This window comes from Streptomyces sp. T39 (assembly GCF_008042045.1).
Lineage (GTDB): Bacteria > Actinomycetota > Actinomycetes > Streptomycetales > Streptomycetaceae > Streptomyces.
In genome coordinates this window covers 5,325-26,455 of the sequence record NZ_RDBP01000006.1, presented here as the reverse complement: position 1 = coordinate 26,455, position 21,131 = coordinate 5,325, and the positions used below count along the sequence as shown (strand labels likewise).

Annotated in this window: 12 protein-coding genes and 1 pseudogene; 7 read left to right on the top strand and 6 right to left on the bottom strand. The window is 73.5% G+C overall.

Translation table 11 applies throughout. From position 1 onward, the window contains the following. Positions 1-5,021 (bottom strand): type I polyketide synthase (locus tag EAO77_RS00470; RefSeq protein ID WP_147986157.1); only part of this gene is annotated, 5,021 nt, incomplete at its 3' end. Between the two features lie 284 nt (positions 5,022-5,305). Between EAO77_RS00470 and EAO77_RS00465 the strand changes: the two genes are divergently transcribed. The 3 genes from EAO77_RS00465 to EAO77_RS00455 all read left to right on the top strand — a co-directional run bounded on the left by EAO77_RS00465 (position 5,306) and on the right by EAO77_RS00455 (position 7,898). Beyond that, positions 5,306-6,148: a lantibiotic dehydratase C-terminal domain-containing protein gene (locus EAO77_RS00465; RefSeq protein ID WP_147986154.1), complete on the top strand. Its 843-nt coding sequence runs from the start codon at positions 5,306-5,308 to the stop codon at positions 6,146-6,148. A 95-nt stretch (positions 6,149-6,243) separates the two neighbouring features. Beyond that, positions 6,244-7,314 (top strand): 3-dehydroquinate synthase family protein, encoded by a 1,071-nt coding sequence (locus EAO77_RS00460; RefSeq protein WP_147986153.1) that lies wholly within the window; start codon positions 6,244-6,246, stop codon positions 7,312-7,314. Between the two features lie 149 nt (positions 7,315-7,463). Next, positions 7,464-7,898, top strand: a complete 435-nt coding sequence (locus EAO77_RS00455; protein WP_147986152.1) for a VOC family protein — start codon at positions 7,464-7,466, stop codon at positions 7,896-7,898. Positions 7,899-7,999: 101 nt separating this feature from the next. Here EAO77_RS00455 and EAO77_RS00450 read toward each other — a convergent pair whose 3' ends face one another. The 3 genes from EAO77_RS00450 to EAO77_RS00440 are packed head-to-tail and all read right to left on the bottom strand — an operon-like array spanning position 8,000 to position 11,041. Beyond that, the gene (locus EAO77_RS00450; protein WP_147986151.1) at positions 8,000-8,713 is read right to left on the bottom strand and encodes an HAD-IA family hydrolase; all 714 of its coding nucleotides are present in this window, start codon (positions 8,711-8,713) and stop codon (positions 8,000-8,002) included. Further along, complete coding sequence (locus tag EAO77_RS00445; RefSeq protein ID WP_147986156.1) at positions 8,706-9,821, bottom strand: Gfo/Idh/MocA family protein; 1,116 nt, start codon at positions 9,819-9,821, stop codon at positions 8,706-8,708. Before EAO77_RS00445 ends, EAO77_RS00450 begins: the two co-directional genes overlap by 8 nt. 50 nt (positions 9,822-9,871) lie before the next feature. Beyond that, positions 9,872-11,041, bottom strand: coding sequence for a DegT/DnrJ/EryC1/StrS family aminotransferase (locus tag EAO77_RS00440; protein ID WP_147986150.1), 1,170 nt, complete (start codon positions 11,039-11,041; stop codon positions 9,872-9,874). A gap of 294 nt (positions 11,042-11,335) precedes the next feature. Here EAO77_RS00440 and EAO77_RS00435 point away from each other — a divergent pair, with 294 nt between their 5' ends. From EAO77_RS00435 to EAO77_RS00420, 4 genes are all read left to right on the top strand, one after another. Continuing rightward, on the top strand, positions 11,336-11,773 hold the full coding sequence (locus EAO77_RS00435) for a type II 3-dehydroquinate dehydratase (RefSeq protein ID WP_147986149.1): 438 nt from the start codon (positions 11,336-11,338) through the stop codon (positions 11,771-11,773). Positions 11,774-11,822: 49 nt separating this feature from the next. Continuing rightward, positions 11,823-12,578, top strand: coding sequence for a thioesterase II family protein (locus EAO77_RS00430; RefSeq protein WP_147986148.1), 756 nt, complete (start codon positions 11,823-11,825; stop codon positions 12,576-12,578). Between the two features lie 16 nt (positions 12,579-12,594). Then, positions 12,595-12,984 (top strand): winged helix-turn-helix transcriptional regulator, encoded by a 390-nt coding sequence (locus EAO77_RS00425; protein ID WP_147986147.1) that lies wholly within the window; start codon positions 12,595-12,597, stop codon positions 12,982-12,984. Between the two features lie 366 nt (positions 12,985-13,350). After that, positions 13,351-14,313: an ROK family protein gene (locus EAO77_RS00420; RefSeq protein ID WP_222723638.1), complete on the top strand. Its 963-nt coding sequence runs from the start codon at positions 13,351-13,353 to the stop codon at positions 14,311-14,313. Between the two features lie 30 nt (positions 14,314-14,343). On the opposite strand, the pseudogene EAO77_RS00415 reads toward EAO77_RS00420, so the two are convergent. Together EAO77_RS00415 and EAO77_RS00410 are read right to left on the bottom strand one after the other, a co-directional pair. Then, positions 14,344-19,431 (bottom strand): annotated as a pseudogene (locus EAO77_RS00415) (beta-ketoacyl synthase N-terminal-like domain-containing protein); the annotation flags it as partial. 125 nt (positions 19,432-19,556) lie between these two features. Continuing rightward, the coding region (locus tag EAO77_RS00410; RefSeq protein ID WP_147986155.1) for a beta-ketoacyl reductase at positions 19,557-21,131 on the bottom strand (1,575 nt) is incomplete at its 5' end.

Sequence of the window (21,131 nt, the reverse complement as noted above, 5' to 3'; positions counted from 1 at the left end):
CGGGCGAGGGCGACCATGACGGCGAAGGAGGCGGGCTGGACGACGTCGACGCGGTCGAAGCCGGGTGCGCCTTCGGTGCCGCGCAGGACGTCGACCAGGTCCCAGTCGACATACGCCCTCAGCGCGACGGCGCATTCGCCGATGTGGTGGTGGAAGACGGGGCTGGTGTCGAGGAGGCGGGCGCCCATGCCGGTCCACTGGTGGCCCTGGCCGGGGAAGACGAAGACGGTCCTGCCGTCCACGTCCGCGGTCCCGGTGATCACGTGCGCGGCCGGCTCACCCGACGCCAGCGCCTCCAGACCCGACAGCGCGCTCGCGCGGTCGTCCGCGAGGATCACCGCACGCTGCTCCAGTGACGCCCGGGTGAACGCCAGCGCGTGCGCGACGTCCGCCGGCTCGTGCCGTGTCGCCGCACCCACCAGCTGCCGTGCCTGGGCCCGCAGCGCCGCGGGCGTACGGGCCGAGACCACCCACGGCAGCACGGCCGCGCCGGCGGCCGCAGGCGGCGTGGGCTCCACGTCCGCCACCGGGGCCTGTTCGATGATGACGTGGGCGTTGGTGCCGCTGACGCCGAACGAGGAGACCGCCGCGCGGCGCGGGCGCCCCGACTCGGGCCAGTCGCGGGCCTCGGTGAGCAGTTCCACCGCGCCCGCCGTCCAGTCCACCTTGGTGGAGGGCTGGTCGACGTGCAGGGTCTTCGGCAGCACGCCGTTGCGGATCGCCTGGACCATCTTGATGATGCCGGCGACACCGGCGGCGGACTGGGCGTGCCCGATGTTGGACTTCAACGAGCCCAGCCACAGCGGCTGTTCCGCGTCCCGCTCCCTGCCGTAGGTGGCCAGCAGTGCCTGCGCCTCGATCGGGTCACCGAGCATGGTGCCCGTCCCGTGGCCCTCCACCGCGTCCACGTCCGCCGGAGACAGATGCGCGTTGGCCAGCGCCTGGCGGATGACCCGCTGCTGCGAGGGACCGCTCGGAGCGGTGAGCCCGTTGGACGCACCGTCCTGGTTCACCGCGGAGCCCCGGACCACGGCGAGCACCGGGTGCCCGAGCCGCTCGGCGTCCGACAGGCGCTCCAGCAGCAGGATGCCGACACCCTCCGCCCAGCCGGTGCCGTCCGCCGCCTCCGCGTACGCCTTGCAGCGGCCGTCGGGGGCGAGCGCACGCTGTCGCGAGAACTCCACGAACGAGGTGGGCTGCGCCATCAGCGCGACACCGCCCGCCAGCGCCATCGTGCACTCGCCGTTGCGCAGCGACTGCGCGGCGAGGTGGAGCGCCACCAGCGACGACGAGCAGGCCGTGTCCACGGTCAGGGCCGGGCCCTCCAGACCGAAGGTGTACGACACCCGTCCGGAGGCGACACTGCCCGCCGTGCCGATGCCGCGGTAGCCCTCGGAGCCCTCCGGCGCGCGGTCCACCTGGGCGCCGTAGTCGTGGTACATCACACCGGAGAACACGCCCACCGGCTTGCCCCGCAGCGCCGCCGGATCGATGCCCGCACGCTCCAGGGCCTCCCAGGACGTCTCCAGCAGCAGCCGCTGCTGCGGGTCCATCGCGACGGCCTCGCGCGGGGATATGCCGAAGAACTCGGCGTCGAAGTCGGCCACGTCGTACAGGAAGCCGCCCTCGCGGACATAGCTGGAACCGGGCCGGGCGCCGTCGGGGTCGTAGAGCTCCTCCAGGTTCCAGTCGCGGTCGTCGGGGAAGCCGGACACCGCGTCGCGGCCCTCCGCGACCAGCCGCCACAGCTCCTCGGGCGAGGTGACCCCGCCGGGCAGCCGGCAGGCCATCCCGACGATCGCGATCGGCTCGTCCGACCCGGCGACCTCCGGCCGCACCTCCTCGGTCCGCTCCTCGGCACCGGTCAGCAGGGTGTGGAGCAGCACCGCCACCGCGTAGGGCGTCGGATGGTCGAAGGCGACCGTCGCCGGCAGCGGCAGCCCGGTCGTCTCGGTGAGCCGGTTGCGCAGGGCCACCGCGTGCAGCGAGGTGAAGCCCAGGTCCTTGAACGGCCGCTTCGGGCCCACCCAGGAGATGCCGCCCAGATCACGGACGCGGGCCGCCTCGGTGCGGACGATCTCCTGGAGGATCCGCAGCCGCTCGTCCTCCGGCAGCGGGGCGAGACGCTCCCGCAGAGTGTCGGCGACCGAACTGTCGGCGGTCGCGGGCACGGCGGAGGTGTCGATCAGGCCGCCCAGCAGCGGCGACACCTCGCCGGTCGCGATGGCCGCCGTGTCCAGGGCCATGGGCAGGCAGTGCGCGGGCCCGGACAGCTGGGCCGCGTCGAACATCGCCAGCCCCTCCGACGCGCCGAGGACTCCCGTCCCGGTCACGCCGCCGACCGCCGTGCCGGCGGTCGCCTCCCACCGGCCCCAGCCGAGGGAGAGGGCGGGCAGCCCGCGGTCGGCCCGGTGCTGTGCCAGGGCGTCGACGAAGGCGTTGTACGCGGACCGGTCGGCCTCGCCCGCCGCGCCGAAGAGCGTGTCGGCCGACGAGCACATCACGAACACGGCCGGCTCGTGCGCCCGGCTCAGCTCGTGCAGATGGAGCAGGCCGGCCACGGCCGACTCCAGGGCCCGGCGCGGCCGGTGGGCGAGCGCGTCCTCCCAGCCCCCCGCGTGCACCACGGCCGTGATCGGACGCTCGGCACGCTCCAGCACACCGGCGAGCGCGGCACGGTCGGCCAGGTCGCAGGCCGCGACGGCCACGTTCCGGGCGCCCGCGGCGGTCAGTTCGTCGCGCAGCGCGGCGACGGACTCGTCGTCCGCGCCGTGCGAGGCGATCAGCAGCAGATGCCGTGCGCGGTGCCCGGCGACCAGGTGGCGGGCGAGCGCCGCGCCCTGCGCGCTGTCCGCGCCGGCCACGACGACAGTGCGCTCCGGGTCGAGAGCGGCACCCTCACGCGGTTCGCCGCCGGCCGCGACCCGGGCCAGACGCGGCAGCAGCGGCACCCCGCCGCGGAGCGCGAGCTGCGGCTCGTCGGTGGAGACGAGCCGGGGCAGCTCCTCCGCCGACGCCGGCGCCTCGTCGAGGTCCACCAGCAGCACCCGGCCGGGATGTTCGGCCTGGACGGCGCGCAGCAGTCCCCACACCGGGGCGTGCGCGATGTTGTGGAGGGACTCCCGCGGTCCGGCGGTCACGGCGCCGCGGGTGGCGACGGCCAGCCGTACGCCGTCCAGTCTCTCGTCCGCCAGCCAGGCCGTGACCTGGCGGGCCAGCCCGCGCACGGTGCGCTCCACGGCTCCGGCGAAGTCGGCGGCGGCCGCCGCCTTCGGCACGTCGAGGGAGAGCACCACCGCGCCCGGCACCGGCTCGCCGGTGCCGGCGGCCGTGGCGAGCCGCGCGTCGAGCAGGGCGGCGAGCGCGTCGGCGTCCGGACCGGACAGCACCCACGGCGCGTCGGCGGGCGCGGCCGGCCTGGCCGTCAGCGGCACCCAGTCGAGACGCAGCAGCGACTCGTAGTGGCTGCTGTTGGCGGCACGCAGCCGCATGGGCCGGCTGAGCAGCCGGTGGCGCATGATCTTGCCGGACTGGGTGCGCGGGATCTGCGCGGTCTCGTACAGCTCCTCCGGCACCTTGTAGTAGGCCAGTTGTTCGCGGCAGGCGGCGTACAACTGCTCCGGGTCGAGCCCTTCGGGGCCCGGCACGAGGAAGGCGACGGGCACCTCGCCGAGCACGGTGTGCGGTTTGGCGACCACGGCGACGTCGGCGACGCCCGGCACGGACCGCAGCACCTCCTCGACCTCGGCGGGGTGGATGTTCTCGCCGCCGCGGATGACGAGCTCCTTGAGCCGCCCGGTGACGGTGAAGCAGCCGGTGTCGTCACGGCGCGCCAGGTCGCCGGTGCGGTACCAGCCGTCGCGCAGCGCGGCGGCGGTGGCCTGCGGGTCGTTGTGGTAACCGGCCATCACGTTCGGCCCGTTGACCCAGACCTCGCCCTCCTCGCCGGCCGGCACGTCGCTGCCGGTCCGCGGGTCGACCAGCCGCACGTTGACGCCCGGCACCGGAAGGCCGCAGGAGCCCTCGACCCGGGGGCCGGCCGGCCAGGTCATGGTGATCGCGCCGCACGTCTCGGTGGAGCCGTACGCGTCGAGCAGGGGAGCGCCGTACGCCTTCTCGAACGCGGTGTGCAGCGACGCGGTCGTGACCGCGCCGCCGACGAGGCACATCCGCAGCCGGGGCGCGGCGAAGCCCTTGCGGGCCGCGGCCTCCACGAGCTGGTGGTACATGGTCGGGACGCCGGCGAGGAACGTGGAGTTCTCCTCGCGCAGCGCGGCCAGCACGTCCTCGGCGGCGAAGCCGTCGACCAGGCGCACCGAGGCGCCGACGGCGGTGGAGGCGACCACGCACACGATGTGGGACAGGCTGTGGAAGAGCGGCAGCGGCCACAGCACGCGGTCGTCCGCGGAGAGCCCCGGGATCGGCACATAGCCGGCGGCCACCGAGAACAGCGCGTTGCGCTGGCTGGAGAGCACGCCCTTCGGCTTGCCCGTGGTCCCGGACGTGTACAGCATCCACGCCACGTCGTCGAGCGCCAGGTCGTCACGCGCGGGCGCGGGGGCGTCCGTGGTGGCCAGCGTCTCGAAGGACACGGTCCCGGCCGGGGCCCGTCCGTCGCCGGTGACCACGACGCGCACCGAACGGTCCGCCCCCAGCACCCGCCGGACCTGCTCGACGTGCGGCGGGTCGGTGACGACCACCCGCGCGCCGCTGTCGGTCAGCAGGTGGGCCAGCTCCGCATCGGTGGACCGCGGGTTGAGCGGGACACCGATCGCGGCCGCACGCAGCACGGCGAGGTAACTCTCCACCGTCTCGACGCAGTTGCCGAGGAGGAACGCGGCCCGGTCACCGGGCTGGAGCCGCAGCGCCGCCAGGTGACCGGCCAGCCGCCCGGTGCGCTGTGCCAGCTCGGCGTAGCCGACCGCGCGTCGGGCATCGCGGTAGGCGATCTTGTTCCCGTAGCGGTCCGCGTGCGCCGTGAGCAGCTCCGGCAACGGTCGGATCAGCTCGGTTCGCAGCATGTCCACACACCCCTCGATAACACGGCGGCAACGAAATACGTCTGACGGAATCTCTTGACCTGTCGCATGTTCTGCGGCTCTGTTGAACAAGATTCTCGCCGTCACCGGTGAACTCGTAACCCCAGTCGTCCCCCCTAGCAGGGCCCTGAATTCGGGCCCGGCCGATATCGGCGCCACAAGGGTGTGGAGGCGTTTTGCCGGGCGGCCCTAGCATGAGAAAGCGCCCGCGTCGGTCAGGCAATTATCCGGACATTCCCGCTGGTGAAAGAATTGAGGTAACCGACATGACGCACCATTGGCTCCACGCCCGGGTGCCCGCCCCCTACGGGACGGGTCACCACGGCATCTCCCATCCGCAGCCTCCGGAAACCCTCCGGGAGCTGACCCGTGACCTCCGTGCCGCCGACCGGTCCAGCAGGTGGTTCTTCCACTGGGGCGAGACCGGCAGGAATCCCGAGATCGGATTCTGGGCACATTCCGCTTCGCCCGAACTGCGTGAAGTGGAGAACAGACTCAGGACGGAGATCCTCCCTTCCGGTACGGATTCCCGTATCGCCTACCTGCCCGACACCGAAGGCCGGCCCCCGCACCATCAGGAAGCCTGCGACATCGAATTCGCCGACGACGTCGCCATGGCGTCCAGCGAACTCGCCCTCGCCGTCGCACGGGAGGCCGCGCTCCCCGACACCGCCCTGCTCGCGCTCGCCACCTGGCATCTGCGGCACGTCGTCGCCCTGGTCCCCGAGCCGGGCCGCAAGGGGTTCCTGTTCCAGTGCTGGCAGTACTGGACCGAAGGGCTCACGCCCGAGCGCCGCACCGAACTGTGCGAGCGCAGCCGGCACACCGCCCCCACGCTCGCGGACGGCCTGCCGCCCATGAGCCCCGAGGTCGCGGGCGCCTGGGACGAGTACCTGCGCACCCTGCGCCGCGCCGCGGGGACCTGGGCCGCGGAGGGCGCACCGGTCAACTACCTGCTGTTCGACCACGCCCACCTCACCCACCGCAGGCTGCGCATCCCCGCGGTCACCGAGGCCCTGGCGGCGCGGACCGTCCGGGCGGTGCTCGGTGAGGCGGGCCGGGACACCCAGCCGATCGCCGTGCCCACCGCGGCACTCCAGACCGTATGAGCCGCCGCCGGCGCCGGCCTTCCGGCGCGGGCCGCCGGCGGTCACCCCATGAGGGGCCCCGGTCCGGGTGACCGGGGCCGAGAGAGGAGCCCTCGATGAGTCAGCTGCTGACGGCCGCCCAGGAGGGCGGCCGTCCGGCCGCCGGACCGTCCGTCCACCGCGTGGAGGTGGATCTCGGCGACCGCGCCTACACCGTGCACATCGGCCACGGGGTGCGCGCCCTGCTGCCGGACCTGGTCGGGGCGACGGGCGCACGGCGTGCCGTGGTCGTCTCCGCCCGGCCCGACGGCGCGCTGCCGGAGCTGCCCGTGGAGACCCTGCGGCTGGACGCCCGGGACGGGGAGGCGAACAAGACGCTCGCCACCGTCGCCGACCTGTGCGGCGCCTTCGCCCGGTTCGGGCTCACCCGGGGCGACGTGATCGTCTCGTGCGGAGGAGGGACCACCACCGACGCCGTCGGGCTCGCCGCCTCCCTGTACCACCGGGGCACACCGGTGATCCATCTCCCCACGACCCTGCTCGCCCAGGTCGACGCCAGCATCGGCGGCAAGACCGGTGTCAACCTCCCCGAGGGCAAGAACCTCGTCGGCGCCTACTGGCAGCCGCTCGCGGTCCTGTGCGACACCGCGTTCCTCGAGACGCTGCCCGAGCGCGAACGGATCAACGGCTTCGGCGAACTGGCACGGTGCCACTTCATCGGCGCGCCCGGACTGAGCGGTCTGCCGCTCGAGGAGCAGATCGCGGCGAGCGTCGGCCTGAAGGCGTCCGTCGTCACCCGCGACGAACGCGACCAGGGTCTGCGCCACGTCCTCAACTACGGCCACACCCTGGGCCACGCCCTGGAGAAGGCCACCGACTACGGCCTGCGGCACGGCGAGGCGGTCGCCGTCGGCACCGTCTTCGCGGGCCGGCTCGCCGGCACGCTCGGCCGCATCGGCGCCGAACGGGTCGCCGAGCACCACGACGTGGTCGCCGGATACGGGCTCCCCACCGGCCTGCCCGCCGGCATCGCGCACGAGGAACTCCTCTGGTACATGCGGCGCGACAAGAAGGCCGAGGGCGCCCTGGCCTTCGTCCTGGACGGCCCCGACGGCGCGGAACTCGTCCGCGGCGTCCCGGAACCGCTCGTCCTGCGGACCCTGGAGGGCATGCCGTCCGACGCCTGACCCGCCGCCGGTGAACGGCCCGTACGCCACGGCGTACGGGCCGCTCCGCGGTGGGGGAGAAGGAGCCGGCCGGACCGTACCGGCACGACGTCGGACGGCGGGCGCAAAAGGCGAATGACCGGTGCCGGAACCCCTGTTACGGTGACCCGATGTCTTCGGTCAAGCAGGTCCAGGTCACCTTCGACTGCGCGTCGCCCGAGCGCGTCGCCCGCTTCTGGTGCGAGGTGCTGGGGTACGTCCCGCAGCCGCCCCCGGAGGGCTTCGGCTCGTGGGACGAATACCACGCGTCGCTGCCGCCCGAGGAGCGGGACACGTGGTTCGCGGCCTTCGACCCGACGGGCGCCGGCCCGCGCTTCTACTTCCAGCGGGTACCCGAGGGCAAGACCGCCAAGAACCGGGTGCACATCGACGTGCGCGCCGGGACCGGGCTCGTGGGCGCGGAGCGGCTGGCCGTGCTGGAAGCCGAGTGCGCCCGGCTGGTCGGGCTCGGCGCGGTGCACCTGAAGACCCTCTACGCCGACGAGGACAACGAGTCCTGCATCAACATGCAGGACGTCGAGGGCAACGAGTTCTGCCTCGACTGAGCATCCCGTGACCGGCGGTCACGGCACACCTTCCGAAGCGGCGCGCGCCGGCGGGCCGGGGCGCCCTGCCCCGGCCCGCCGCCGTTCCGCGCCCGCTCCGGCTACCGCAGCCCGCCCCCCGCCGGCACCGGGACCGCGCACAGCGACAGCACGTCCGCCGGCTCGCGGAGCACCGCATCCGGGCCCGCGGCGAGCAGCACCGATTCGTCCACGCCCGCCCACACGGCCGCCACGGCGGCCACGTTCGCGCCGCGCGCGCTCTGCAGATCGGTCACCGCGTCACCGATCATCACGGTCTCCTCGGGCCGCGCGCCGAGCACGGAGAGCGCGCGCAGGACCATGTCGGGCGCCGGCTTGGGGTGGGCCACCTCGTCCGAGCCGATGACCACGTCGAACAGGGGCAGCAGCCCCAGCTGCCGCAGCAGCGCACGGGCCCGGTCGCCCGCCTTGCCCGTCGCCACGGCGAGCGGGATGCCGCGGCGGCGCAGCTCACGGAGCATGCCGGCGACGCCGTCGAAGACGGGCACCTCCGGCGCCAGCCGGTAGCTCTCGCGGACGAAGGGGGCCTCCATCTCCAGCGGCAGCCCCATGATCCGCATGATGTCCGGGAAGTAGCGGCCGAGGTGCCGGTTGTACTCCGCGAACGGAGCCTCACCGGCGCCCACGACCTCCGTATAGGCGATGCTGAACGCCTGGCGCATCACCTCGTAGCTGTCGACGATCACGCCGTCGAGATCGAACACGACGGCACGGAAACCCGGTTCGGGCGCCGTCGCCGGCCAGACGGGATCCTCACCCGTGAGGATGTCAGGCATGGTGATCCTCCGTGTTGAGTAGCGTCGAGTGGGGCACCGCCCGCACCGCTCTTGTGGAGCGCGCGCCGATCCGTGCCCTGCGTGCCGAGCGGTAGATGCGCTCGATCACCGCGATCGTGCGGCGGACCTCGTCCACGGTCCGCCCCGGTGACGCCGGGTCCGCGAGCAGGGCCGGCAGCTCGTCGAGCTGCTGGACGTACTCCGCCCCGATCTCCTCCTGCGGAAGCGGCACATCGGTCTCCACCCCGTCGCGCACCAGCGTCAGCGAGGACCGCTTGAGCCGGTTGGGACTGAAGCCGAAGGTGCACCGCAGCGTCGCACTGCCCGCACTGCCGTCGACCCGGATCCGGGTGACGTCGTACGGCTCGTGCGAGGCCCAGCTCGCCCTGATGGCCACGGACACGCCGTCCTCGGTCACCAGGAAGCCGCGCGCCGTGTCCTCGACGTCGCCGCTGCCGGTCTCCCTGGGCGCGTCGTGCCGCCAGGCGGCCCCCGCGGACCCGCTGTTCACGAAGTCGTCCGAGACCGTGCCCACGGCCTGGTCGAAGCCGACCGGCCCGAGGATCGGCCCGACCGTGTCCAGCAGATGCCAGCCCAGGTCCACCAGCGCGCCGCCGCCCGCGAACTGGCGCTGGGTGAACCAGCCGCCCGCGTCCGGCACCCCGCGCGCCCGCACCCAGGACAGCTCCACGTGCCGCAGCTCGCCCAGCTCCCGGTCGATCAGGCGCCGCAGCGCCAGCACGTCCGCCCGGTAGCGTGCCGCGCTGCCGGCGAGCAGCACTGCGCCGCCGGCCCGCTCGGCCTCCGCCAACTGCTCGGCCTCCGCGGAGTTCAGGCACACCGGCTTCTCCAGGAAGACCGGCACACCCATGCGGAGCAGCCGGCAGGCCACCGCGCTGTGCAGGTGGTTGGGCACCGCGACCACCGCGAGATCCGTGCCGTCGCGGCTCAGCTCCGACACGTCGGCCAGCAGCCGGGTCCCCGTCCTGTCCTGCGGAACCTCGGCGCGGGCCGCCGGATTCGGATCGACCACGGAGGTCACGGCGAACGCGGGATGCCGGCGCAGTCGGGGGAGCCAGATGGACTTCGCGGCCCAGCCCAGTCCCACCACGCTCGTGCGGACCGGGGCCCCCGGTCCTCTTGCGCTCACCTGGCCGTTCACGTGCGCGCGACCTCCTCGGCGACGACCTGGGCGATGGCGTGCATCTGCTCCTCGGTGCCCAGCAGGGACCGGTGGTGCAGCCAGATGCAGTCGGCGTTGATCGCCTCCGTGACCGGGCAGCGGGCGGCGACCTGCTCGACCGTCTCGGCGGGGGCGGCGTACTCCCAGAAGCCGTCCGAGCGGTAGATGGCCCGGAACGCGATGAACGCGGGCACCCCCCGGCCCACGAGCGCGTCGACGAGCGCGTTGCGCTTCTCCTCGGAGATCCCGGGGATCCGGAACATCTGCATGTAGTGCGGGTTGACGTTGACGCGTTCGTCGCGGCTCTGCGGCACGACACCGGGGATCTCGGCCAGCAGCCCCGCCAGCAGCGGGGCACGCTGCTCACGGGTGGCGATCTGCTCGTCGAGCCGGCCCAGCTGGGCGCGCAGCACGGCCGCGGAGAACTCGTTCATGCGGAAGTTGGAGCCGGACGTCTGGTGGAAGTACCGGCGGTCCGTCGCGGGCCTGCCGCAGCTGTGCCGCAGGAACGCCTCCTGGTACGACGCCTCGTCCGGGAAGGTGACCGCACCGCCCTCGCCGGCCGTCATCAGCTTGCCGTTCTGGAAGCTGAAGGCGGCGATCGAGCCCAGCTCGCCCGCCTTGCGGCCCGCCCACTCGGCGCCGTGCGCGTGCGCGGCGTCCTGGATCAGCGGGACTCCGGTGTCCGCCGACAGCTTGGCCAGCGCGTCCATGTCCGCGAAGTGGCCCGCCATGTGCACCGGCATGATCGCCTTGGTGCGCGGCGTCACCGCCGCCGCGGCCGCCTCCGGGTCCAGGCAGTACGTGTCGGGGTCCACGTCCACCGGGACCGCCACGGCGCCGAGGCGCTGCGCCGCCTGCGAGGAGGAGATGAAGGTGAAGGCCGGGACGATGACCTCGCTGCCCTGGTCCACGCCCAGCACCTGGAGGGCGAGTTCCAGCGCATGGGTGCCGTTCGTCACGGCCAGCGCGTACGGGGCGCCGTGACGGTCCGCGAACTCCCGCTCGAACGAGTCGACTTCGCTGCCGCCCATGCGCCACCACTGCCCCTGGTCCAGGGCACGGACGAGATTGGTGCGCTCCTCGTCGCCGTAGCGCGGCCACCGCGGCAGATCCGCGAGAAGCTGCTCCACACGATCGTTCATGGTGATCCATTCCTTTTCCGGGGATGAATTCGAACCGGAGAGCCTGGAATTGAGCCGAGGGTGCACGGTACTGTTCCGGAACTTCTCGGCCGGCAGCGCATTCTCATCCGGGGAATATCACGCTACCGCGCACAGGACACCGGATCCCATCCCCTAACGGGTCCCCTGACACCCCCCTCAGTCTGCGCCTACGGGCCCCTTCGCAGCCGTGCGCGCATTACCGTGCTGCTACAACTTCAGGGACGGAAAGAGCGTCGAAGTCCGGTATCCCTGAACCGCTGTGCGAGGTGAATCATGAGCGCGATCCTCCTGTTGAACGGGCCCAATCTCGGAATCCTCGGCCAACGCCAGCCCGAGGTGTACGGCACCGACAGCCTGGCCGACATCGAGCACGCCGTGGCCGAGGAGGTCGCCGGACCGGACTGGAAGGTGATCTCGGTCCAGCACGACTCCGAGGGCGACCTGGTCCGTGCCGTGCACGAGCACTACGACACGGTCGGCGCGATCGTGAACCCCGGCGCCCTGATGGTGGCCGGCTGGAGCCTGCGCGACGCGCTGGCCAACTACCCCCGGCCCTGGATCGAAGTGCATCTGTCCAACGTCTGGGCGCGCGAACAGTGGCGGCACGAGTCGGTGATAGCCCCGCTGGCCTCGGGAGTGGTCGTCGGCCTCGGCGCGCTCGGCTACCGGCTCGGCGCCCGCGCCCTGCTCGCCCTCACCGGAGAGGTGTAGAGCCCCCGCACGGCCCCAGGTCGCCACCCCACCGCCCCCAGGAGTCCCCATGAAGGCCACGGCCACCTGCACGCAACAGTGGATCAGGCGCTACCACCCGAAGCCCGAACGCCGGATGACCCTGGTCGCGCTGCCCCACGCGGGCGGTTCCGCGAGCTGGTTCCACCCCCTGTCCGCGCGCATCGGCCCCGACATCGAGCTGCTCGCCGTGCAGTACCCGGGCCGCCACGACCGCAGACACGAGGACCCGGTCGAGGACATAGGCACCTTCGCCGACCGGGTCACGGAAGCCCTGATGCCGTGGGACGGGCCCGTCGCCCTCTTCGGACACAGCATGGGCGCGACCATCGCCTACGAGGTCGCCCGCCGGCTCGAGGCGGGCGGCGGTTCCCCGGCCGCGCTGATCGTGTCCGCCCGCAGGGCGCCGTCCGCCCTGCGTGACGACCGCTTCCACGAGCTCGACGACGACGCCCTGCTGCGGGAGATGCGCGTACTCGGCGGCAGCGACGCGGCGATGGACCTCGACGAGGAACTCGTCCGTCTCACGCTCCCCGTGCTGCGCAGCGACTTCCGCGCGGTCTCCGCCTACCGGTGCACGAGCACCGTGCCGCTCGGCTGCCCGGTCACCGCACTGCTCGGCGACAGCGACCCGCGGGTCACGGCCGAGGAGGTCGGCGCGTGGGCCCGGCACACGGCCGGGGAGTTCTCGATGCACGAGTTCCCCGGCGGCCACTTCTACCTCGCGGACCACCAGGAGGCCGTCACCCGCCTCGTCCGCACCACCCTCGAACCCCACATGAGCTGAAGGAGGCCCACCCGCCATGTCTCTGCGAGACGCGGCCGTGGCACCGCTGTCACGGAACGAGCCGAACCGCCCGGGCGCGCTGGAGGAGGCCCTCGACCGCGTGAGCGGCAAGTGGACGATTCCGATCCTGTCGGCCGTCCGCCGCCCGCTGCGTTTCACCCAGCTGGAACGCTCGATGCACGGCATCAGCAGGCGGATGCTCACCCTGACCCTGCGCAGCCTGGAGCGCGACGGACTCGTCGTGCGCACGGTCCACCCGACCGTGCCGCCGAAGGTGGAATACGTCGTGAGCGGGCCCGGACAGGAACTCCTGGACAGCCTCGCACCCCTCATCGCCTGGGCGGAACGCAACCGGCCCCTGGTCGAGGGCGCCCGCTGCGCCTACCGGGACCGCGACGTCGCCTGACGTCCCCGTCCGCGCCGTCCCGCGATCTCCGTCCGGACCGACGCGACGGTGCGTCCGTCGGAATTCGCCGAAACCGAAACCGAAACCGAAACCGAAGCCGAAGCCGAAACCGAAACCGAAGGCGTAAGCGTCCGGACGGGCCGTTCGCCGCCCCGTCGAATGCACCGCGCCCCATCGCGCGGAAACGCCCCGCAACGGGCGAGGGCGGGTATCGCGTGCGGCGGCGACATGGAATCCGCCCTTTCCGCCGGTGCGGAAACGGAAAGCACGACCCACCCTCGTCGGCCGGGAAAGGAAAGCACGCCCCGCCCCGCTCGGCACCGTACGGCACCTCGGCACCCACATCATCCGCAGGGAGAGACGTCCGTGAGTTTTCTGGGAATCGACGTGGGCGGCACCAAAGTGGCCCTCCGGCTCGGCCCGGCCGTGCCCGGAGCACCGGCCGCGCCGGACACGGTGGTCCGGTGGCCGGCCCCGGGTGATGCCGAGGCCGACATGCGGGCACTCGCCGACGCCGTCCGGCGCGCGTGCGCCGGGCAGGGCCGACCGGTGACCGCGGTGGGCGTGGCCGTGCCCGCGACGCTGGACACGGCGGGACGCGTCCGCGGATGGCCCAACCGGCCCTCCTGGCACGGCCTCGACCTGCGGGCCCGGATCGCGGCCATGGTGTCCGGTGCGCCGGTGCACACGGCCGACGACGGCGACCTCGCCGCCCTCGCGGAGGCGGACGCGGCGGGCTGCCCGGACCTGGTGCACATCGGGGTCGGCACGGGCATCGGCGGTGGCATCGTCCTCGGCGGACGACTGTGCCCGGGCCCGGACCGCGGGTCGTGCGAGGTGGGCCATGTCGTGGTCGACCGGATGGGGGAGCGCTGCGACTGCGGCCGGCGCGGCTGCGTGCAGTCCGTCGCCTCCGGCCGCACCGTGCTGCGGCGCGCCGGTGAACGGGCGGGCCGTGAGGTCACCTTCGGCGAACTGCGGCAGGCATGGACGCAGGGTGAGGCGTGGGCCGTCGCCCCCGTGACCGACGGCGCGATGGCCGTCGCCGCCGCCGCGGTCAGCCTGGCCGAACTGGTCCACCCCCGACTGGTCACGATCGGCGGCGGGTTCGCCGACGGCATGCCCGGCTACGTCGAGGAGGTGGCGCGCTGGACCCGCGAGCTGGGCCGCACCCCCGGTCCCGACCCGGCCGTCCGTCCCGCCGCGCTCGGCGGGCTGTCCTCCCTCGACGGGGCCGTGCTGCTGGCCCGTGCGGCCGCTGGCGACCGTGCCCTCACGGTGGACGCCCCGGTGGACGCCGCGGTACCGGTGGACGCCTTCGCGGCGTGAACGCCCGCCGGGGAACCGGGGGGACCGGCCTCAGAGCTGCCTGAGGTGGTCGCGCAGGGTGCGGGCCGCCTGGCCCATGAGGGCGTCGGCACCCGGCTGGGATGCGGCGGGCACCAGCGACTCGGTGAGGACGGCGACGGCGAACGCCCCGCCGTCCGCGTGCTCGACGACACCGATCTCGTGCCGGAGATTGAGCAGTGTCCCCGTCTTGGACCACCATGTCGTCGCGTCGGAGGCGAAGTCCGGGGTGAGCCGCTGCCGCAGCACGTTGTGCAGCATCAGACCGCGCACGAAGCCGGCCGTCCGCTTCGGGATCGCCGTCGGCGCCCACAGGGCCGCGAGCAGGTCGACCCAGGCCCGTGCGCTGCCGGTGTTGGCGCGGGTCGTGTCCAGCTGCGGGACGCGGTGCCCGCGGCCGCTGGTGCCCGCGTCGATCGCCAGGGCGTGCGCGAGGTGGGCCTGGCCGGTGTCGAAGCGTTCCACGGGTGTGTCGGACAGCTCGTCCACGGTGTGCCGCACGGAGAGGCCCCGCACGCCCCACTCGTGGAGGATGGCGGTCACCTGCGCGGGCGGGGTGAGGGCGAACAGGGCGTCGGCCGCCGTCTCGTCGCTCAGGCAGGTGCTCAGGTAGAGCAGGTCGTCGACCGCGATGCGCGCGGGGTGGCGGAAGCGGGTCAGCCCGGTGGGGCCGGGGGCGGTGCTGCGCCCGGGCTGCACGTCGAGGGTCGTCGCGCCGTCGAGTTCACCGCGCCGGACGCGTTCCGCCGTCGCCAGCGCCAGCGGGACCTTCACCAGCGAGGCCGAGGGAAGCGCCGTGTCCGGGTCGATGCCCACCTCGTCGCCCGTGCGCAGGTCCCGCACCAGCAGACAGCCGCGCAGCCCGCCCTCCCGCAACTGCCGGCGCACCGGACACCATGGCCGCGATCCGGGCCCGCAGGTCGAGGCCGTGCCAGGAGGGCCGGTTGGGCCATCCGCGGACGCGTCCCGCCGGCGGGCGTCACCGGGGGCGACCTGCACGCCGTCCAGGGAGCCCTTGCGGGCGACGGCCAGCCGCCACGCGTCGTCGGCGACGGCCGGAGCCGCGCCCAGGCGCGGTGCGAACAGCTCGCCCTCCCGCACGGCGAGCTGCGGCTCGCCGGTCTCCAGGAGCGCGCCCCAGTCCGGCTCGTCGCCGGACAGGTCGGCCTCGGGTATCAGGTCGAGGTCGGGGTCACGGTGGACGTCGACCAGGAGGATGCGGTCCGGGTGCTCGGACTGGGCGCTGCGCAGCAGACCCCACACGGCGGCCTGCGCCATGTCGGGCGACTCGTCATCGCGGACGGCGACCGCTCCGCGGGTGACGACGACCAGCCGGGCCTCGCCCAGCCATTCGCTCGCGAGCCACCGCTGCACCGCGGTCAGCGCCGCCGAGGCGGCCGCGGCGGCGGCGGCGGCCGGGTCGCCCTCCGGGGTGTCGACGGCGGTGACCACCAGCTCGGGCGCCCGGCCCCCGTCGGCGAGGGTCCGCTCCAGCGCGGCCAGGTCGGCGAACCGTTCGCCCGTCGCGGCCGCCGTGCCGAGCACCGCGACGGACGCGGACCCGGCCGTGCCGGGTGCGACCGGGGCCCAGTCGAGCCGGTGGACCGTCTGCCGGCCACCGTGCCGCAGCCGCTCCAGCTGCGCCGGGTCGACCGGACGCAGGTCCAGCCGTTCCAGGCTCAGCACGGGCTCGCCCTGCTCGGACACCACGTCGAGGCCGAAGGCCGTCTCGTCGACCCTGCGCATCCGCACCCGTACCCGGGACAGCCCGCCCCGCCCGGTGCGCACCCCGGACCAGGAGAAGGGCAGCACGGCGGTGTCACGGGGTCCGTCCTGCGGGAGACCGACGTGGAGGGAGGCGTCGAACAGGGCGGGGTGGACACCGAAGTTCTCGCCGCCGGTGTCGCCGGGCAGGGCGACCTCGGCGTACGAGTCGCCGCCGGCCTTCCACGCCGTGCGCACGCCCTGGAAGAGGGGACCGTAGTCGAATCCGAGTTCCGCCATGCCCGCGTAGAGCGCATCGGCGGTCATCGGGACACCGCCGGCGGGCGGCCACTCGGCCGGGACCCACGGTGCGGCGGGCGCCGTGTCCTGCGCGGCCAGCCAGCCCCGGGCGTGGCAGGTCGTCCCGCCCCGCTCGTCGGCGTCGGCGCTCTCGGGCCGGGCGAAGACCGCCACCTCCCGGCGGCCGTCGTCCCCCGCGGGGCCGACCGTGACACGCAGCTGGGCCGCCGCACCCTCCTCCAGCAGCAGCGGAGCCTCCATCACCAGCTCGTCCACGACGGGCGATCCGACCCGGCTGCCGACGACGGACGCGAGCTCCACCCATGCGGTGCCCGGCACGATCACCACGCCGAGCACCACGTGATCCAGCACCCAGGGCTGGCTCTCGCCGGAGATCCTGCCGGTGAACACCCACTCGTCGCGGTCGCCCAGCTGGACGGCGGCGGCGAGGACGGGGTGCTCGACCCGGTCCAGACCCGCGGCCGACACGTCACCGGCTCCCGCCGACGGCATCAGCCAGTAGTTCTCGCGCTGGAAGGCGTAGGTGGGGAGGTCGGTGCGCCGGGCGCCGGTGCCGGTGTAGAAGGCGTCCCAGTCGACGCCCGCACCGGCGGTGTGGACGCGGCCGAGGAAGGCGGCGAACGTGCCCGCCTCCGCGTGCTTGGACCGCAGCGCCGGGACGAACACGGCCTCGGTGTCGTCCTCCACACACTGCCGGGCCATGGCCGTCAGCACCGCGTCCGGACCCAGCTCCAGGAACCGTCGAACCCCCAGCTCCCACAGGGTCGCCACACCGTCGGCGAAACGCACCGCCTGGCGGACGTGACGCACCCAGTACTCGGCATCGAACCCGTCGACGACCTCACCGGTCACGTTCGAGACCACCGGAATCGCCGGCGTCGCGTAGGACAGGCCCTCCGCGACCTGGCGGAACTCGTCGAGCATCGGCTCCATACGCGGCGAGTGGAACGCGTGCGAGACACGCAGACGCGAGGTCTTGCGGCCCTCCCACGCGGGCAGCCACTCCTCCACCGCGTCCGCGTCACCCGACACGACAACGGCCAGCGGCCCGTTCACCGCGGCGATCTCCAGCCGGCCCTCGAAGCCGGCCAGCGACTCCGCGACCTCGGCCTCGGCGGCCTGCACCGCCACCATCGCCCCACCCGCGGGCAGCGCACCCATCAACCGGCCACGCGCCACCACCAGTTCAGCAGCGTCCGCCAGCGACAGCACCCCCGCCACATGCGCGGCCGCGATCTCACCGACCGAATGCCCGATCAGGTAGTCGGGGCGGACCGACAGCGACTCCGCCAGACGGAAGAGCGCCACCTCGACCGCGAACAGCGCGGCCTGCGTGAACTCCGTGGAGTTCAGCACCTCACTGTCCTCGGCCAGCAGCCCACGCAGCGAACGGCCCAGCCGCGGATCCAGCTCCGCACACACCTCAGCAAGCGCCCGGTCGAACACCGGGTAGGCCGAAGCGAGTTCCAGACCCATGCCCCGGCGCTGCGACCCCTGCCCGGTGAACAGGAACGCCGACTTGCCCCCGACCCCCGACTCCGCCGCCACATCCGCCAGCCGCGCCAGCAGYTCGTCACGGTCCGACGCCACCACCACGGCACGTCGCTCCAGCAGCGCACGCGACGTCACCAGGGAGTACGCGGTGTCCACGACCGAAGCGTCGGGCCGCGCGGTCAGATGGGCGCGCAGCCGCTCGACCTGCGCCTTCAGCGCTTCGTCCGTGCGGGCCGAGACGACGACCGGGACCGGCACGACGGGCGCGGTCCGCTCGACCGGAGCCGGCTCCTCGTCGGTCGGCGCCTCCTCCACGATGATGTGCGCGTTCGTACCGCTCACGCCGAACGACGAGACACCCGCACGACGCGGACGGCCGTCGGCCGTCCACTTCCGCGGTTCGGTCAGCAGCCGGACCTCGCCCGACTCCCAGTCCACGTGCGGCGACGGTTGATCGACGTGCAGGGTCTGCGGCAGCATCCCGTGCCGCATCGCCATCACCATCTTGATCACACCCGCCACACCGGCCGCGGCAGAGGTGTGGCCGATGTTCGACTTGATCGACCCCAGCCACAGCGGCTCGCCGTCACGCTCGCGGCCGTAGGTCGCCAGCAGCGCCTGCGCCTCGATGGGGTCACCGAGCTTCGTGCCCGTGCCGTGGCCCTCCACCGCGTCCACGTCGGAGAGACGCAGACCGCCGTTCTCGAGTGCCCGGCGGATGACACGCTCCTGGGAGGGGCCGTTGGGCGCGGTGAGGCCGTTGCTGGCGCCGTCCTGGTTGATCGCGGTGCCGCGGATCAGGCCGAGGATGCGGCGGCCGTTGCGCCGGGCGTCCGACAGACGCTCCAGGACGACCAGTCCGAGACCGTCGGAGAAGCCGGTGCCGTCGGCGGACTCCGCGTACGCCTTGCACCGGCCGTCGACGGCCAGGCCGCGCTGGCGGCTGAACTCGCGCAGCATGAACGGCCCCGGCATCAGTGCCACACCGCCCGCGAGGGCGAGGGAGCACTCGCCGGTCCGCAGGGCCTGCGCGGCCAGGTGCAGGGCGACGGCCGACGACGAGCAGGCCGTGTCCACGGACACCGCCGGGCCCTCGAGACCGAACAGGTAGGAGATGCGTCCGGACGAGACGCTGGCCGAGCCGCCGGTGAGCTGGAAGCCCTCGACCTGCGGCAGGCTGCCCTCGGGCGCCACGCTGTAGTCGGTCACCCCCAGCCCGCAGTAGACACCGGTGTCGCTGCCGCGCAGCGAGGTCGAGTCGATCCCCGCGTCCTCGAACGCCTCCCAGGTCGCCTCCAGCAGCAGACGCTGCTGCGGGTCCATGGCGAGGGCCTCGCGCGGGCTGATCCCGAAGAAGTCGGCGTCGAACTCGCCGATGCCCTCCAGGAATCCGCCGCCCTGGGCGTAGACGGTCCCGGTCCGGTCGGGGTCCGGGTCGTAGAGACGCTCCAGGTCCCAGCCGCGGTCGGTCGGCAGCCCGCTGATGGCGTCACGCCCCGAGGCGACCAGCTCCCACAGGTCGTCCGCCGACGTCACCCCGCCCGGGTACCGGCAGCTCATGCCGACGATCGCCAGCGGTTCGGTGGCCCGGGACTCGACCTCTTCGAGCTGGGCCCTGGTGTCGTTCAGTTCGACCGCGACCTTTTTCAGGTAGCGGACGAGCTTTTCCTGCTGATCGATGTTCTCCGTCATTTCCGAGTCCCCCGTCACGCTTCGCCCAACTCCACATCGATCATCTGGAAGATCTCCTCCGCCGTGGTGGCGGCCTCGATCCGTTCCCTGGCGTTCTGCTTCTTGTCGGCCTGGGCGCTCTCCCCCGCGCCGGCGCTGATGCCGGACAGCAAGGCGCGCAGGCGCTTCGCCACCCGTTGCTGCTCCTCCGCACCACTCGCGGCGAGCATGTCCTCGAGCTTCCTCACCTCCTGGTCGATCAGAGGTTCGGCCGGCTCCCCGCCACCGATCTCCGTGAGCAGCAGGTCGGCCACGGCGGCCGGGGTGGGGTGGTCGAAGACGAGCGTGGCGGGCAGGCGCACGCCGGCCGCCTGGGTGAGCCGGTTGCGCAGCTCGACCGCGCTCAGCGAGTCGAAGCCGAGGTCCTTGAAGGCACGCTCGGGTTCGACGGCGGTGGCGGAGGCATGGCCGAGTACGGCCGCGACCTGCGCCTGGACCAGTTCGAGGACGATCCGGCCACGGTCCGCCTCCGGCACCCCGGCCAGTCGCCGGCCGAGGGTGCCCGCCCCTGCGTCGTCCACCCGGGCGGCCGGCAGCCGCACCAAGCCGCGCAGCAGCGGGGGAAGCATCCCGGCCCGCGCCTGCGAGCGCAGCGCTGTCGTCTCCAGCAGCACCGGCGCCATCACGGCCGCGTCCACGTCCAGGGCCTGGTCGAACAGCGCGAGACCGGTCTCGGCGGTGAGCGCCTTCATGCCCATCCGCTCCAGGCGGGCCAGTTCGGCCTGCCCCAGCTGCGCCGCCATGCCCGTCGCCTCCGACCAGACGCCCCAGGCGAGGGCGGTGCCGGGCAGTCCGGCGGCCCTGCGGGACGCGGCGAGCGCGTCCAGGGCCGCGTTCGCGGCCGCGTAGTTGCCCTGACCCGGGCTGCCCATGAGCGCGGCGACCGAGGAGAAGACCACGAACGCGGACAGGTCGGCGCCGGCGGTCAGCTCGTGCAGGTGCAGCGCCGCGTCCAGCTTCGGACGCATCACGCGCTCGACCTGCTCGGGCGTCAGCGCCTCCACCACGCCGTCGTCCAGCACACCGGCCGTGTGCACCACGGCGGTGAGCGGCTGCTCCAGGCTGTCGAGGACAGCAGCGAGCTGCTCCCGGTCGGAGACGTCGCACGCCACCACCCGGGCCTCGCAACCCGACTCGGCCAGCTCCGCGACCAGCTCGGCCGCACCCTCCGCCGCCGGACCACGACGGCTCAGCAGCAGCAGGTGCCGCACACCGCGGACGGTCGCGAGGTGGCGGGCGAACAGCGCACCCAGACCACCCGTACCACCGGTGATCACCACCGTGCCATCCACCGCGAACTGTGTCCCGCCACCACCGGCCGAGGCACGCACCAGCCGCGGCGCCAGCGCCCGGCCGTCGCGCAGTGCGAGCTGCGGCTCGTCGGAGCCGAGCACCACACCCCAGTCGGGTTCGGCGGCACCGTCCGCGTCGACCAGCGCGAAACGGTCCGGATGCTCGGACTGCGCACTGCGCAGCAGACCCCACACCGCGGCCTGCGCCACGTCCGGAGCCTCACCGTCCACCGACACCGCGCCACGGGTGACGACGAC

What these genes read in the sequence shown, in the direction of transcription:
- EAO77_RS00450 (WP_147986151.1), bottom strand. Translation starts at nt 8,713, where the DNA reads ATGCCTGACATCCTCACGGGTGAGGATCCCGTCTGGCCGGCGACGGCG.
- EAO77_RS00440 (WP_147986150.1), bottom strand. Translation starts at nt 11,041, where the DNA reads ATGAACGATCGTGTGGAGCAGCTTCTCGCGGATCTGCCGCGGTGGCCG.
- EAO77_RS00460 (WP_147986153.1), top strand. Translation starts at nt 6,244, where the DNA reads ATGAGTCAGCTGCTGACGGCCGCCCAGGAGGGCGGCCGTCCGGCCGCC.
- EAO77_RS00425 (WP_147986147.1), top strand. Translation starts at nt 12,595, where the DNA reads ATGTCTCTGCGAGACGCGGCCGTGGCACCGCTGTCACGGAACGAGCCG.
- EAO77_RS00435 (WP_147986149.1), top strand. Translation starts at nt 11,336, where the DNA reads ATGAGCGCGATCCTCCTGTTGAACGGGCCCAATCTCGGAATCCTCGGC.
- EAO77_RS00430 (WP_147986148.1), top strand. Translation starts at nt 11,823, where the DNA reads ATGAAGGCCACGGCCACCTGCACGCAACAGTGGATCAGGCGCTACCAC.
- EAO77_RS00455 (WP_147986152.1), top strand. Translation starts at nt 7,464, where the DNA reads ATGTCTTCGGTCAAGCAGGTCCAGGTCACCTTCGACTGCGCGTCGCCC.
- EAO77_RS00465 (WP_147986154.1), top strand. Translation starts at nt 5,306, where the DNA reads ATGACGCACCATTGGCTCCACGCCCGGGTGCCCGCCCCCTACGGGACG.